Below are 13,644 nucleotides of genomic sequence, written 5' to 3' on the forward strand. Positions count from 1 at the left end.
TGAAAGTGAGATGAAAACAGGGCGACCGGCCCCCGCCGCAGAACGCCGGGGACCGGAAAGATCGATTCTGCCGTTCAGCTCAGCTTGCGCTGTGCCTGCTCGCCAAGCGCGCTTCTGAAATCCGCATCGCTCCACCTGCCTGCCAGCGCCTCATGCATCAGTTGCGCCTGGGTCTTCGGCGCGAGACCGCCCAGCGGCGGATCGCGATCGAGATTGGTCGGGAAGGAATAGCCCTCGGCACAGGACGCAATCGCATTGGCCGCCTCATCGGCCGAAAGCGTGCCGGATGCCACGAGTGCGGTCAGCGCCGGGTAGAGGGCTGCACTCATCCTGGCGCGATCGACGGTCTCCATCGCCCTCCCGAAGGCCGAGGAGACCTGGAGCAGGTTGGCGACGCGCTTGATATCAGTCGAATGATTGCTGCCGGCCGCATGGAAGAGAGCCGGGTTGAAGAAGACGACATCGCCCTTTTCCAACGGCAGCTGCACGTGATGCTGGTCGAAATAGGCCCGGAACTCCGGACGTTTCAACGCGAGATAGCCGGGCACGTAGGTCTGGCTATAGGGAAGGAAAAGCGTTGGACCGCTCTCGATCGGCATGTCGCAATGGGCAACGGCACCTTGCAACGTCAGCACCGGCGACAGCCTGTGCACATGAACAGGATACTGCTCGATGACATCAGAGGTCTGGAATCCCAGATGATAGTCGCGATGGGCCGCCTGCGACGCGCCGCCGGGATTGACGCGATTGACCTGCGCCGTCAGCTGGTAGTTCGGACCAAGCCAGGCTTCGCTGACGAGCGCGATGATGGCGTTGGCGTAATAGGCGGCAAAGTTCTCAGGGCTTTTCAGGCAGTGTTTTTCGAGCGAATTCCAGATCCTGTCGTTAGCGCCGGGCTTGGCAAAGTGGTCGCCGCCGCCACTGTTGGTGCGGTGTTGCTCGTCGATGATGGCGTCAAAGATGCCGCTGGCCGCATCGATGACTGATGTGTCGGCATAGGCGTGCTTGAACACCGCCACCCCGGGCCCGGTTGCCAGCACCTCGCAGATTTCGGCCAGGGCAGCGCGGCGCCCCTCGGTCGTGGCGCAGGCGGCAACCAGGCTGGCGCTGTCATAGATCAGCACATTTTTCTCGCAGGCGAGCGCGTGTGGATAATCAGCAAGGTTCGTCTGCCGCTCCACCTCCGCACGGAACGCCTCGATGTCGCAGGCATCCTCGCTCAGCCACACACGGTCGAGGCGCTGGCGCGCCCTGTTGTCGGTCTTCATCTCGTTCCTCCTCAGAAACTTTCGATGTCCCGACTATAGGCGGCGTGAGATCGTGATATAGAGCAGGAATCCATCAAAAAACCATCAGGAGAGTTCGTCGTTGGCACATCCGTTTCTGGTCAAGGATATCGCCTTTCAGGCGGGACTCAGCACCGCGACCGTCGACCGCGTCCTGAATGAACGTCCCGGCGTGCGCCGGCAGACGGCAGCCCGCGTGCGAGCCGCCATCCGCGAGCTGGAGAAGCAGCAATCGGGATCGGAGATGCAAGGCCAGAAGCGCGCGATCGATATCGTGATGGAGGCGCCGGAGCGCTTCACCGAGGCGGTCAGGCAGGCGTTCGAAACCGAGGCGCCGACCTTCATGCCGACCACGTTTCGCTGCCGGTTCCATTTTGCCGAGATCATGCGGCCGCACGACATCGCGCAGCTGCTCGACCGCGTCCGCCTGCGTGGGACCGACGGCGTCGTGTTGAAGGCACCTGATGTGCCCGAAATCGTTGGCGCCGTCGCCCGCCTCGAACAGGCGGGAATTGCGGTCGTCGCGCTTGTCACCGATCTGCCGAACTCGGCGCGCACCGCCTATGCCGGGGCCGACAACCGCGCGGCCGGCGAGACGGCGGCCTATCTCGTGGGCGAACGGTTCGCCGGGCAGGCAGCAACCGTGCTCGTGACGATTTCGAGCAGCCGTTTTCGTGGCGAGGAGGAACGCGAAATCGGCTTTCGCCGGGTGCTCCGCGAGCACTATCCGGCGATCCGCATCGTCGAGATCAGCGAAGGCTACGGCAAGGACGCCGAAACCGGTGTTCTTGCAGCAAGAGCGCTTGCGACAGACGCCGACATCAATGCCGCCTATTCGATCGGCGGCGGCAACCGCGCCGTGCTGGCCGCCTTCGAGCGCCTCGGCCGCGACTGCAGCCTGTTCATCGCTCATGACCTCGACCAGGACAATCTGGCGCTGCTGCGCCAACGCCGGATCCATTTCGTCCTGCATCATGACTTGCGCAGCGACGCCCGCATGACTTTTCGCGCTATTCTCGCACGACGGAGCGGCGCCGGGCAAAAGCTGGGCGGAAGCCGACTGTCGGCCGTCGAGGTGATTACACCCTACAACGTGCCCATCATTTGAAAGGCGGGCCCCGCGACGACACGGGGCCGGTCTCTCACTCCGGCAAAAGCACGATCTTTCCGGAAAAGCTGCGGTCTTCGAGCCGCGCATGGGCTGCCGCACCGTCCGACAGTGCGAAGGTCTCGATGCGCGGACGTTCGATGATACCAGCGCGCAGGGCCTGGAACAGACGCTCTGCCCGGCTTAGCCGTTGCTGCCGGTCTGTCAGAAAATCCCAGAGATCGCCGCCAACGACGGTTTTCGAATTTTCCATGAGATAGCGCGGATCGACCAGCGGCGCCGGCCCACCCGCCATGCCGAATGTCACCAGCGTGCCGCGCGAGCGCACCGCCGAGAGACTGTCGAGCAAGGTTATGCCGACCGAATCATAGGCGACATTGACCCCACCGGCGCTCAAGGTGCGCACCTTGTCCGGCCAGCCCTCGTCATATCCGAGCGCATGGGCAGCACCGGCGGCCTTGGCAAGGGCCTGCTTTTCCAGCGTCGAGGCCATGGCGATGACGCTTGCGCCCCGCGCGATGGCGAGCCGGATCAGCAATTGCCCAACGCCACCGCCTGCCGCCTGGACAAGAACCGTGTCACCGGCCCGGACGCTATAGCTGTCCTCAACCAGATACTGCGCCGTCAGCCCCTGCAGCAGGAGCGCTGCCGCCGCCTCGAAGCCGATATCAACAGGAAGCGGAATCGCCCGCTCCAAAGGCACGGTCACCCGCGTTGCATTGGCAAACGGCACGTCGGCAAACCCTATCCTGTCGCCGAGGGCGATGCCTTCAACGCCTTCACCGACCGCGATGACCTCACCGGCCCCTTCATAGCCGGCAATAAAGGGTGCCTTGCCGGCGAGCACATAATTGCCCTTGCGCCGGTAGATATCGGCGAAGTTCAGCCCGATCGCCCGCATGGCGAGCTGGATGTGGCCGGGCGGCACGGCCGGGTCGGCAACCTCGCGGTAGCTCAGCACCTCGGGCCCACCGAACGAGTCGAACACCAATGCATGCATGATCACTTCCCCCTATCGGATGAGCGTACGGACGAATTCGTCGCCGAGCCCGACGGACTTACAGTGTGCCGCATACCGATCGAGCCTGACGAGCACATCGTCATACCCTTCGGCGTTGCCGTCCTCGTCGAGATAGACCAGGGGGCCGAACACATGGAACAGCGCCTTCATATGCCCGGCCTCCGGATGCACGTAGAGCGTATGAATGTCTCCCGCCGGCTCGAAGATGAAGGTGCCGCGTCGTGCTATCCAGTCGCGCTCACGATACCCCCAAGTGCCCTCGAGCGTCCAACCGGTAACCGGATTGGAATGGCGATGCCGCTCGATCGTGCCGGCTCCCTTCGCCTTGAAGAGGCTGACCCAGCTCCCGCCGCGCACGTCAAACAGCAAGGGCAAGGAAAAGGCACTGTCGCCAAATGGCAGCCATCGCCGCTCGTCGGCCTCCGCATCGGCAACGAGCAGCTCGTCTACTCCATATCTGCTTTCGGCAATGTTGATCACAGTCCATCCTCCCGTTAACTTCAACAATTGGGAATTATCTACTATAGTGGATTTCGTCAACAGAATTGAGAATCGTCGATTTTGCCTCTATCTGTTGCGCGAGGAGACGCCATGCCGAAGCTGACCATCACCCGCCGCCCCGCCGAACAGAGATTGCGCACGACTGAGGAGCGTCCGGCCGAACTCGGTGCAAGGGTCAAGGAGCTCAGAATCGCGCGCGACTGGACACTAGAAGAGGCGAGCCAGCATATCGGCCTGTCGCGTTCGGCCCTGTCGAAGATTGAGCGCAACGAGATGTCACCGACGTTCCACGCCATGCAGAAGTTGGCAGCTGGATTCTCGCTCGACCTCCTGAGTTTTCTCGCCTCCGGCGAGGCAAGCCCGCCTGCCGGTCGGCGCAGCATCACCCGACAGGACGATGGTACCCGCCACGAAACGCCGAACTATGGTCTGCGGCTGTTGATGGAAGAGGTCCGCAACACCGCCTTCATGGCGGTGGAGGTTCTGGTCAGAGCACGATCGCTCGACCAGTTCCCGGATTGGGACCGGCATGACGACGAGGACTTCATGTATGTTCTCGAAGGCGATATCACGCTCTACACCGAACACTACGCGCCAGCCGTGCTGAAATCCGGCGACGCCGTCTACTTCGATGCGCGCCTTGGCCACGCCTGCATATCGACCAGCGACAACGATGCCCGGCTGTTGTGGGTGACCGCTCCGCTTGGCGGGCGCTTCAGCCGTTCAGACGATGACCATGCCGATGGAACGGCGTCGGCCTGACAGCTCAGCCGGTATGGCGCCTGTCAGCCTCATCGTCCGGCGCATCGTTGTTTTCCGTCGAAAGGTCGTCGGCCGTCTGGACGCGGTTGCGTCCCCGTCGCTTGGCCAGATAGAGCGCCTCGTCGGCTACAGCCAGCAACGACCGAGCAGTACGGCCATGCCTCGGCGCAAAGGCCACACCAATGCTACCGCCGATACGCAGCACCTGCCCCTCGAACTCGATTGGCGTCTGCGCATCGTTGACGAGACCGGTGGCAAGTTCGGACGCATCCTTGCCGGTTGACCGCAGGATGACGGCAAATTCATCGCCGCCAAGGCGGGCAACAGTTCCGCGCGCACCAACCCGCAGGCGGTAACGTTCGGCCATCGTCACCAAGACTGCGTCACCCGCCGCATGGCCGTGCTCATCGTTGACGGCCTTGAACTCGTCGAGATCGGCAAAGATCAGCGCGAATGGACGTTTTTTGACGTCGAGCAGGGCCGCAGCGAGCACTTCGTCGAAGCCGCTGCGATTGAGCAGCCCGGTGAGACGATCGTGTTTCGCCATGTGGCGGTTTCGCGCCTCGCTCTGCTGCAGGGCGGAAAAGACGGAGGAGAACCTGAGGGCCACAAACGCCATCAGCAGGGTAGCCGCGATCGCGATGACGATGACGCTCGGCAGGATTTCCGCGCGGACGAAGCCGCCGGGCGATTTGGGCGTCCAGGCGACGACAAGGCATGAGACATCAGCGCAGCGACCGGCGGAGACGTGCACGCCGTCGGCCGGCCGCTGTGACAATGGCACGAAAGCGAGGCCGGTTACGCCAAGCTTTGCCTCGATTTCGCGCAGCGACCGCGCCGTCAGCGGGCGAACCGAAACCATGAACACCGGCTTGCGGCGTTCGGCCGGCAGCTGCAGCGTTTCCGGGATGACGGCCTGAACGACGGCTATGCTCATCTGGCCCTCGATCTGGCGCATATCCACGGCATGAATGCCGGGCACGATCGGCGTGACCGATTGCCGATCAGGCTGGGGGATATCGAGCGTATAGGTGCCGTTGTTGTTTCTCAACGCGTTGTCGTAGCGGCGTCGGGCTTCGTCGAGCAGATCTTCGACGTCGTGAAGCGGGGCATCGGCCGCCTCCGCCGGCACGACCAGCCCATCCTTCACCGCGGTCGAGACATGCCCGTCGGCATCGCTGACGATCAGCCAGGAAAAGCCGTAGTCCTCCCACAGCCAACCCGCCAATTCCGGGGCCACAAAGGTATCGCTCAGCCGTCCGGCCGCAAGTTCCGCATAGGTCGCATTCCAGAAGGAAACCTGGGCCTGAAACTGGACGGCGGCTTCCATCTGGTGCCGCAATTCGTTTGCCACCAGCCGGCGTTCCGCCGAAAGACCGAAGCGATCGGCCTCGACGACGGAGCGGTTGAGAACGAAGATGAGGCTGGCGATCGTCAGGATCGCGACCAGGGTACAGGCCGCATGGATCGCCCACACCGCCCTGTTGCGCTTCGGTTGCCGAAACTTTTGCTCGATCACGCCAGCGCCCCCTCACCGGACCAGCCGTCAAAGGCGAGGGGTGGCACCGGTCAGACGCCACCCTAAAGATCAAAGCAGAAATTTAGTTTAAGCAAGCTGGTATTTGAAAGCCTTAAAGACTTCAACCGCCTAGTAAAGCCGACAATCACCAGTCGTGCGACTGTTAGTTGGACTGCACAGCCGGACGCAACAAGGAGACGATTTCGTCGTCGCCTTCGTCGCGCGCCAGGTCGCGGATCGACCTCGTACCAGTACCATCACGCAGGTTGGCGTTCGCGCCTTTTTCGAGCAACAGCTTCACCACGGATGGCCTCCTGTTGACGACAGCGATAGCGAGCGGCGTCATCCAGTCGCTCTGCGGGTTTGGCCGCCCACGCCCACGGAACTGACCGAAGGGGATGTCGAGCAACTCCGGCTTTTCATTGACGATCTCGAGCACCCGCTCTCCCTTGTCGAAGGCAGCGGCCGCAAACAGGTCGAGCGGCTGTGTCTCGAGGAAGCGCACCATATCGGCCTTGCCGTTGTATTCGGCCCAGCCGATCGGCGGTGCGTGATGATACGGGTCGCGCGCCATGGTGTTGGCACCATGCGCGATCAGCAGCTTCGCCATCTCGATATGCCCGTGCAATGCCGCCTCGTGCAGCGGTGTGCGCGACGTCATGCGGTTGACGTCGAAGCCGAGCGACAGCATCAGCGCCACCTGGGCCGGCTGGGCTTCACCCGCAGCCTCATGCAGGATCGCCGGATGGGCCGCCTGCGTGCGCGAAACAAGCGCCGCATCCCCGGCTGCCAGCGCCTTTGCCGCCGTCGCATTTCCCTCACCGATCGCCCGCGCGAGGCGATCGACATCGGTGAGTTCCGCGACCGTGGCGCCATGGGCCACCAGATAGCCGGCAAGGGTCGGATCACCGCCGAGCTCGGCCCATTGGTAGGGCGTGCGACCTTTCACGACGCGGTTTACGTCGGCCCCATGCTCGACCAGCAGCCGCACACGGTCCGTCATCTTCTTTTCCAGCGCCCAGGCAAGTTGATAGTCGAAGACCCTTTCGCTGTTCTCGATCAACTGACCGTCTTCGCGGACAAGCCAGTTGTTCCTGTCCTTTGCGCTTAGCCCATACCGCAACAAAAGACCGATGCAGGTGTTATCGGGCTCGAACATGCGGTTATAGAGCGCCTGGCTATCATTGGCCGTAGCGCCGGCCTTAAGCAGGAGTTCGGCAAAGGCGACGCAATCCGGATGTTCTGGCTGACGCTCTTTGCCCGCCTCGCCCTGGCCGAAGACGCCCGTCAGCGCGGTAAAACGATATTGCCCGTCGTCCATCCAGAAGGCATTGGCATCGGCGCCACACGCAATGAGCCGTTCAGCCGCTGCAAGGGAAGATCTGCCGGGAACGCGGGCATAGGCCGCGTAGAGCAGAGGCTCCCAATCGTAAGGCCCACCACGCTTGCCGGAGAGTTTCGGATCCGTGTCGAGCCAACGGTCGATGGCGTCGCCATCGCCAAGAGCGGCTGCTACATGGATGCTCTCACGGGCAATTTCTGGATGCTCGTCGAGCAAGGCTTTCGCCTGGGCATATCGCTCCGGGTCCGCAGCGATGTCGCCGAAATAGGACACGGTCGCCAATGCGAGGAAGCGATTGGCAAGCTGTTCGGTGGCGGGCTTGCCGCCCTGAGCGCGTTCGAGATGCGTTTTCAATCGGGTCCAGCTGGAGAAGCCGAACTCCCGGGCGATGACCAGTTGGGCATCCTGCAGGCCGATTGTGGCCGGCTCGGAGAAATAGGACAGCGCCCGCTGGCGTGCCGCGGCATCGCCAGCCTCCAGGGCTTTGTGAAAAGCCTTGGCCTGCTTGCGGATGGAATAGAGGGTAGCGTTCGCGGAAAGATCGCGCGTGATCATGAAAGACCTCCTTTCATTCACGTCCGGTATCCGCGCCCACAGACTGAAAAGAGGTGTGGCAACCAAGTCCAGTGAAACAGGTGGGTCTGGCCCTTCCCGCGGATCGGGTGCGCCCTGCGAACGACACGATCGCTAGCACGCAGCCGATATTCTTGTCCACTGCATGTTTCCTTAAATCCTATCCGAGTTAAGGATAAAACATGCAGCAATTCAAAGTGCTACAGCGACCTTTGCGCGTCTGATAAGACGCGCGGCGCTGTAGGCTTCTCAGCTTTCCGGTTCGTAGCGAACGAAAGCAAAGCGATCCCCCTTGGGCGACCAGTTGGGAACATTCATCGTGCCCTGCCCGCCGAAGAGCTCGAACAGCTCGCGCGCGTTGCTGCCATCCATCTCCATCAATCGCAGACGGACGTTCAGGTCCCGCGGATGATCGAAGACATCGCCGTCATAGGAGAGAACCAGAAGGTGTCTTCCGTCGGGCGACGGATGCGGGAACCAGTCGCCATAGGGGCTGTCGGTCACGCGCTCAACGTCGGTGCCGTCGGGACGAACGCGCCAGATCTGCATGCGGCCAGTGCGGCTGGAGTTGAAGTAGATCCACGCTCCATCCGGCGACCAGTCCGGCCCGTCGTTGCGGCCTTCGCCCTGCGTCAGTCGCCGCTCTTCGCCGCCTTCGACCGAGATCGTATAGATATCGAAGACCTGATCACGAATACCGCAATAGGTCAGTGCGCCGCCATCCGGCGACCAGCCGTGCCAGTAGGACGGGAGGTTGGGGGTGACAAGCCGCGGAGTGCCGCCAGAAGCCGGCAGCAGGTAGATCGCCGACTTGCCGAACTCGGTCTTGTCGCTGATCGCAATCGTGCTGCCATCAGGCGAAATGCCGTGGTCATTGTTGCAGAGATGGGCAAAGCCGGTTTCGATCTCGACCGGCTCCGAGCCGTCGAAGGCCAGCCGGTAAAGCCGGCCGTCGCCATTGATGATGAGATATCGCCCGTCCGGAGACCAATTCGGCGCCTCGACCAGCCGCTCCGTCTGCCAGACGACGCGAGTCTCGGCGGTAACGATGTCATAGGTTTCGATGGAACTGCGCATACGCTTCTCCTGCCGCAACCGCAGCTATTTGCTTTCTTCGCCCCGTGGCAGCACCGCCAAGACTTTGGCGCAGATCGACCGCATCAAGATGACGCTGCGCTGGTCTTGCCAGGTCGAGACCAAGCCCCAGGCCAGCAGCAGAAGAATGCAGACGAAGGCGACGCCGACGGTGACGAGACTACCGGTCGCAAGACCATAGACACCGAACACGGCCGGCGTCGCGAAACAGGCGATCTGCGCCGAAAGCTGCCCACCGGCAGAAACGTCGCTCAGCGACCACAGCCGGATCAGCCGGATTTCCTCCTCGGTGAACTCCGGCTGGCTTTCCTTGCCGTCCCGCCCTTCGGGGATGCGCTCACCGTCTATCCCCGATCGCGGAACCGGTTGGTGATTGGATAGCGCCGATCGCGGCCAAAATTCTTCTTGGTGATCTTCACGCCGGGCGCCGACTGTCGGCGCTTGTATTCGGCGATATAGAGCAGATGTTCGATGCGGTGTACCGTTGTCTCGTCATGACCACGAGCAACGATCTCCTCCGTGCTCATCTCCTTTTCGACGAGGCACTCCAGAATGTCATCGAGCACCGGATAGGGCGGCAGTGAATCCTGGTCCGTCTGGTTGGGGCGAAGCTCGGCCGACGGCGCCTTGTCGATGATGTTTTGCGGGATGACCACGCCGGATGGACCGAGCGCGCCCGGCGGCACGGTGGTGTTGCGCCAGCGCGAGATGCCATAGACCTCCATCTTGTAGAGGTCCTTGATCGGATTGAAGCCGCCGTTCATATCGCCATAGAGCGTGGCGTAGCCGACCGACATTTCCGACTTGTTGCCGGTGGTGACCACCATCGAGCCGAACTTGTTGGAGACGGCCATCAGGATCGTGCCGCGCGTGCGGCTCTGCAGGTTTTCCTCGGTGATGCCCGATTCCGTGCCCTCGAACATATCGGCCAGCGCGCCGAGAAATCCTTCGACCGGCTCTTCGATCGGCACGATATCGTAGCGGCAGCCGAGCGCTTCGGCGCAATCCTTGGCGTCCTTCAGCGAGTCCTTCGAGGTGTAGCGGTAAGGCAGCATGATCGTGCGTACCCGCTCCTCGCCGAGCGCATCAACGGCAAGTGCTGCGCAGATCGCCGAGTCGATGCCGCCGGACAGGCCGAGCACGACGTTCTTGAAACCGTTCTTGTTGACGTAGTCGCGGAAGCCGAGCATGCAGGCGCGATAGTCTGCCTCCTCCCGCTCCGGCAGGCGCGATTGCAGGCCGCCGGCACAGTGCCAGCCATTGTCGCCCTTTTTCCATTCGACGATCGACAGCGCCTCCTCGAACTGGCTCATCTGGAAGGCGAGCGACTTGTCCGTGTTGAAGGCGAAGCTCGCGCCGTCGAACACCAGTTCATCCTGACCGCCGAGCTGGTTGGCATAGATCATCGGCAGGCCGGTCTCTATCACCTGCTTGAGCACGACCTGATGGCGCACGTCCACCTTGCCGCGATGATAGGGCGAGCCGTTCGGTGACAGCAGGATTTCGGCGCCGCTTTCCGCCAGTGTCTCGCACACACCAAGATCGCCCCAGATGTCCTCGCAGATCGGGATACCAATGCGAATGCCGCGGAAATTGACCGGCCCTGGCATCTCGCCCTGGTCGAACACCCGCTTCTCGTCGAACTCGCCGTAATTCGGCAGATCGACCTTGTCGCGTACCGCAATGATCTTGCCGCCATCGAGCACGGCGACGGCATTGTGGCGCCCGGTCTTGGCCAGGCGCGGGAAGCCGATAATGACGCCCGGGCCGCCGTCGGCGGTCTCCTCGGCCAACTTTTCCACCGCCTGTAAACAGGCCTTGAGAAAAGCAGGCTTGAGAACCAGATCCTCCGGCGGATAGCCGGAAATGAAGAGCTCGGTGAGCAGCAGGAGGTCGGCGCCCTGGCGCGCCGCATCGGCGCGCGCCTCACGCGCTTTCGCCAGGTTTCCGGCGATATCGCCGACGGTCGGATTGAGCTGGGCGATTGCGATACGAAGCAGGGTGGGAGCGGCTTTGTGAGCGGTCATGAGCGGGCCTGTCGGTCTGTTCTCGAACGAATGCGTCTGACTTTCGCCCCGATCTTTAGCGCAATCCGCGCGAAAATGCCCACAGCCAATCGCCGCGAAGCGAAAAATTCCAAAAAATTCTGCGTTTCCGGTTTGTTATCGGCGCCGGCTCGCGCGTCCTCACGTCACGAAAACCTGTTTCCAAACACCCTGAACAAGTCATTCATCCCCTGTTCAAAATGACAGTCGTATGACAGCTACACGACACATTGATGAAATTGGAGAAGACGTTGGCCAATATCGATTCAGCCGTAGCGAGGAGATCACGAGTCTACGCTGGTAGACCCGGATTTGCCGCGCGGCACGCCAAGACGCTGACCTCCGCACGCAGTGCATTGTTCTCGCTGTCGATCGCGGCAGCCCTCGTTTTTGCAGTCGAGTTGATCGTGCGCCAGTCCATGGCCGACACGGTCGCCTACTTCCTCGATCCGACGCGCCCCGCATGGACCACCATCGGTGCATTCTTCCTGATCCTTCTCGCCATCGATGGCGTTTTCGGCCGCGAACACAAGTCCGCCGTGGTGCTCGCGCCGCTGGCGATCATACCGGCCATCATCTGCCAGCAGAAGCAGGTCTTTCTCTCCGACCCGCTCTATCCGACCGACTTCCTCTTTGGCCGCCAGATCCTCGAATTGATGCCTGTGCTTGTCAAGGATCGTCCGTGGACGGCCGTCGGCATCGTTGTCGGCCTCATCGCAGCCGTTACAACCATCGGCCTGTTGCTGCGTTACGCCTGGCGCAACTTCCCCAAGCTGACACGCCGCGAGCGCATCGCTCGCGCAGCTTTTGCGCTGCCGCTGCTCTTCGCCTTCTGGCACATCATGGATTACAACCAGTTCTCCTGGATCCGTGATCGCCTGAAGGTCATCCCGATCATGTGGGACCAGACCGAAAACTATCGTCACAACGGCTTTGCGCTGGCGTTTGCGATCAATCTGCCGATGGCCAACGTCAACGCGCCCGCCGGCTACATGGCCGATGCGATCGATCGCATCCCGGTCAAGCCGCTGCCGGCCGGCACCTCCCACCGCAGCAAGCCCGACGTCATCGTGCTGATGAGCGAATCCTTCTGGGATCCGACCCGTCTGCCGAACGTCAAGCTTTCGCCCGACCCGATGCCGACGATCCGCGAAATGCAATCTGGCAACGTGTTCTCGCCAGAGTTCGGCGGCATGACGGCCAATGTCGAATTCGAAGCGCTGACCGGCTTTTCGAATGCCTTCCTGCCCTATGGCAGCATTCCGTACCAACAGTACATCCGCAATCCGATCCCCTCGCTTGCCACCTTCTTCCGTGGCGAGGGTTACGTTTCGCGTGCCATCCATCCGTTCCAGAGCTGGTTCTGGAACCGCACCGCCGTCTACAAGGCCTTCGGCTTCGACACCTTCAAGTCGGAGGAGAATATGCCGCCGATGCAGAAGCGCGGCATTTTCGCCTCGGACGAATCCCTGACCAAGGAGATCATCCGCCAGGCGGACGCCATGGATGACCCCTTCTTCTTCTTCGCGGTAACGCTGCAGGGCCATGGCCCCTATGAGCCGAACCGCTATGCCAAGAATACCATCAAGGTCGAAGGCAACCTGCCGGAGAGCGATCGCCAGGTGCTTGAAACCTACGCCCAGGGCGTCAAGGAAGCCGACGAGAGCCTGAAGAAGCTGATGGACTGGGCCAAGCAACGTGACCGCGAAACCATCATCGTGCTCTTCGGCGACCACCTGCCGCCGTTGAACACGGTCTACACCAACACCGGTTTCATGAAGGGCGTGACCGCGGAGCGCAAGGGCTCGAAGGACCAGATGAAGGCGCAGCACGAAACTCCGCTCGTCGTCTGGTCGAACAAGACGGGTCCGAAGAAGAATGTCGGCACGATCAGCCCGGCCTTCCTTTCCTACCAGATCCTCAAGCAGTCCGGCTACGAGCATCCCTACTATACCGGCTTCCTCGGCAAGGTGCACGACCAGTACCGCGTCGTCGACCGCTACATGCTGATCCGCAAGAACGGCAAGGATGTCGCCGAATGGTCTCGTCAGCCGAAGGTCCCGGCCCTGCTGCGCGACTATCGCTTCCTCCAGCACGACATGATGTTCGGCAAGCGCTACTCGACCGACCGCTTCTTCAAGTCGCACGCGGATCTCTACGCCGCAGGCTTCTAAACCACACCCGCACACGTTCGTGCGACATCACTGGCCTCTGAACAGAGCCGGACGGTAAACCGCCCGGCTCTGTGCACTTTCTCATCTATCCCGTTGATTTCCTCGTCGAAGTGGTGCGCTTAAGCGCGTCGCGATCTTTCCGATTCGCTCACTGCGCTTTAGGCTCTTGTTTTTTGCCCGTGTCGTTATCGCAAATCCGCCGCACACTTTTGCGCGAA

Annotated in this window: 11 protein-coding genes; 3 read left to right on the forward strand and 8 right to left on the reverse strand. The window is 61.9% G+C overall.

Annotated elements, in window-relative coordinates:
• Positions 1 to 74: 74 nt before the first annotated feature.
• Entirely contained in the window at positions 75 to 1,268 is a 1,194-nt protein-coding gene (locus C6558_RS18825; protein WP_057208695.1) for a phytanoyl-CoA dioxygenase family protein, read from the reverse strand.
• A gap of 100 nt (positions 1,269 to 1,368) precedes the next feature.
• Here C6558_RS18825 and C6558_RS18830 point away from each other — a divergent pair, with 100 nt between their 5' ends.
• Positions 1,369 to 2,394 carry a LacI family DNA-binding transcriptional regulator gene (locus tag C6558_RS18830; RefSeq protein ID WP_025427222.1) on the forward strand — a complete coding sequence of 342 codons (1,026 nt, stop codon included), beginning with the start codon at positions 1,369 to 1,371 and terminating at the stop codon, positions 2,392 to 2,394.
• Between the two features lie 34 nt (positions 2,395 to 2,428).
• Here the strand turns inward: C6558_RS18830 and C6558_RS18835 are convergent, their stop codons facing one another.
• Positions 2,429 to 3,394, reverse strand: coding sequence for a quinone oxidoreductase (locus tag C6558_RS18835; protein WP_025427223.1), 966 nt, complete (start codon positions 3,392 to 3,394; stop codon positions 2,429 to 2,431).
• Between the two features lie 12 nt (positions 3,395 to 3,406).
• The gene (locus C6558_RS18840; protein WP_025427224.1) at positions 3,407 to 3,895 is read right to left on the reverse strand and encodes a 2,4'-dihydroxyacetophenone dioxygenase family protein; all 489 of its coding nucleotides are present in this window, start codon (positions 3,893 to 3,895) and stop codon (positions 3,407 to 3,409) included.
• Positions 3,896 to 4,006: 111 nt separating this feature from the next.
• On the opposite strand from C6558_RS18840, the gene C6558_RS18845 reads away from it, so the two are divergent.
• On the forward strand, positions 4,007 to 4,678 hold the full coding sequence (locus C6558_RS18845; RefSeq protein ID WP_025427225.1) for a helix-turn-helix domain-containing protein: 672 nt from the start codon (positions 4,007 to 4,009) through the stop codon (positions 4,676 to 4,678).
• Between the two features lie 4 nt (positions 4,679 to 4,682).
• Here C6558_RS18845 and C6558_RS18850 read toward each other — a convergent pair whose 3' ends face one another.
• The 5 genes from C6558_RS18850 to C6558_RS18875 all read right to left on the reverse strand — a co-directional run bounded on the left by C6558_RS18850 (position 4,683) and on the right by C6558_RS18875 (position 11,234).
• Positions 4,683 to 6,197 (reverse strand): diguanylate cyclase domain-containing protein, encoded by a 1,515-nt coding sequence (locus tag C6558_RS18850; protein ID WP_057214310.1) that lies wholly within the window; start codon positions 6,195 to 6,197, stop codon positions 4,683 to 4,685.
• Between the two features lie 163 nt (positions 6,198 to 6,360).
• A complete protein-coding gene (locus C6558_RS18855) occupies positions 6,361 to 8,094 on the reverse strand; it encodes an ankyrin repeat domain-containing protein (protein ID WP_084814282.1) in 1,734 nt (577 codons plus the stop codon).
• 267 nt (positions 8,095 to 8,361) lie between these two features.
• On the reverse strand, positions 8,362 to 9,189 hold the full coding sequence (locus C6558_RS18865; RefSeq protein ID WP_025427228.1) for a TolB family protein: 828 nt from the start codon (positions 9,187 to 9,189) through the stop codon (positions 8,362 to 8,364).
• A gap of 24 nt (positions 9,190 to 9,213) precedes the next feature.
• On the reverse strand, positions 9,214 to 9,399 hold the full coding sequence (locus C6558_RS18870) for a hypothetical protein (RefSeq protein WP_025427229.1): 186 nt from the start codon (positions 9,397 to 9,399) through the stop codon (positions 9,214 to 9,216).
• A gap of 152 nt (positions 9,400 to 9,551) precedes the next feature.
• Positions 9,552 to 11,234 carry an NAD+ synthase gene (locus tag C6558_RS18875; RefSeq protein ID WP_025427230.1) on the reverse strand — a complete coding sequence of 561 codons (1,683 nt, stop codon included), beginning with the start codon at positions 11,232 to 11,234 and terminating at the stop codon, positions 9,552 to 9,554.
• A 269-nt stretch (positions 11,235 to 11,503) separates the two neighbouring features.
• On the opposite strand from C6558_RS18875, the gene C6558_RS18880 reads away from it, so the two are divergent.
• Positions 11,504 to 13,426, forward strand: coding sequence for an LTA synthase family protein (locus C6558_RS18880; RefSeq protein WP_025427231.1), 1,923 nt, complete (start codon positions 11,504 to 11,506; stop codon positions 13,424 to 13,426).
• The last annotated feature ends 218 nt before the right edge of the window (positions 13,427 to 13,644 follow it).

This window comes from Ensifer sp. NM-2, from assembly GCF_003024455.1.
Lineage (GTDB): Bacteria > Pseudomonadota > Alphaproteobacteria > Rhizobiales > Rhizobiaceae > Ensifer > Ensifer canadensis.

Bases quoted from the DNA above. Each gene is read 5' to 3' on its own strand.
- C6558_RS18845 (WP_025427225.1), top strand. From the start codon at position 4,007: ATGCCGAAGCTGACCATCACCCGCCGCCCCGCCGAACAGAGATTGCGC.
- C6558_RS18855 (WP_084814282.1), bottom strand. From the start codon at position 8,094: ATGATCACGCGCGATCTTTCCGCGAACGCTACCCTCTATTCCATCCGC.
- C6558_RS18825 (WP_057208695.1), bottom strand. From the start codon at position 1,268: ATGAAGACCGACAACAGGGCGCGCCAGCGCCTCGACCGTGTGTGGCTG.
- C6558_RS18865 (WP_025427228.1), bottom strand. From the start codon at position 9,189: ATGCGCAGTTCCATCGAAACCTATGACATCGTTACCGCCGAGACTCGC.
- C6558_RS18875 (WP_025427230.1), bottom strand. From the start codon at position 11,234: ATGACCGCTCACAAAGCCGCTCCCACCCTGCTTCGTATCGCAATCGCC.
- C6558_RS18835 (WP_025427223.1), bottom strand. From the start codon at position 3,394: ATGCATGCATTGGTGTTCGACTCGTTCGGTGGGCCCGAGGTGCTGAGC.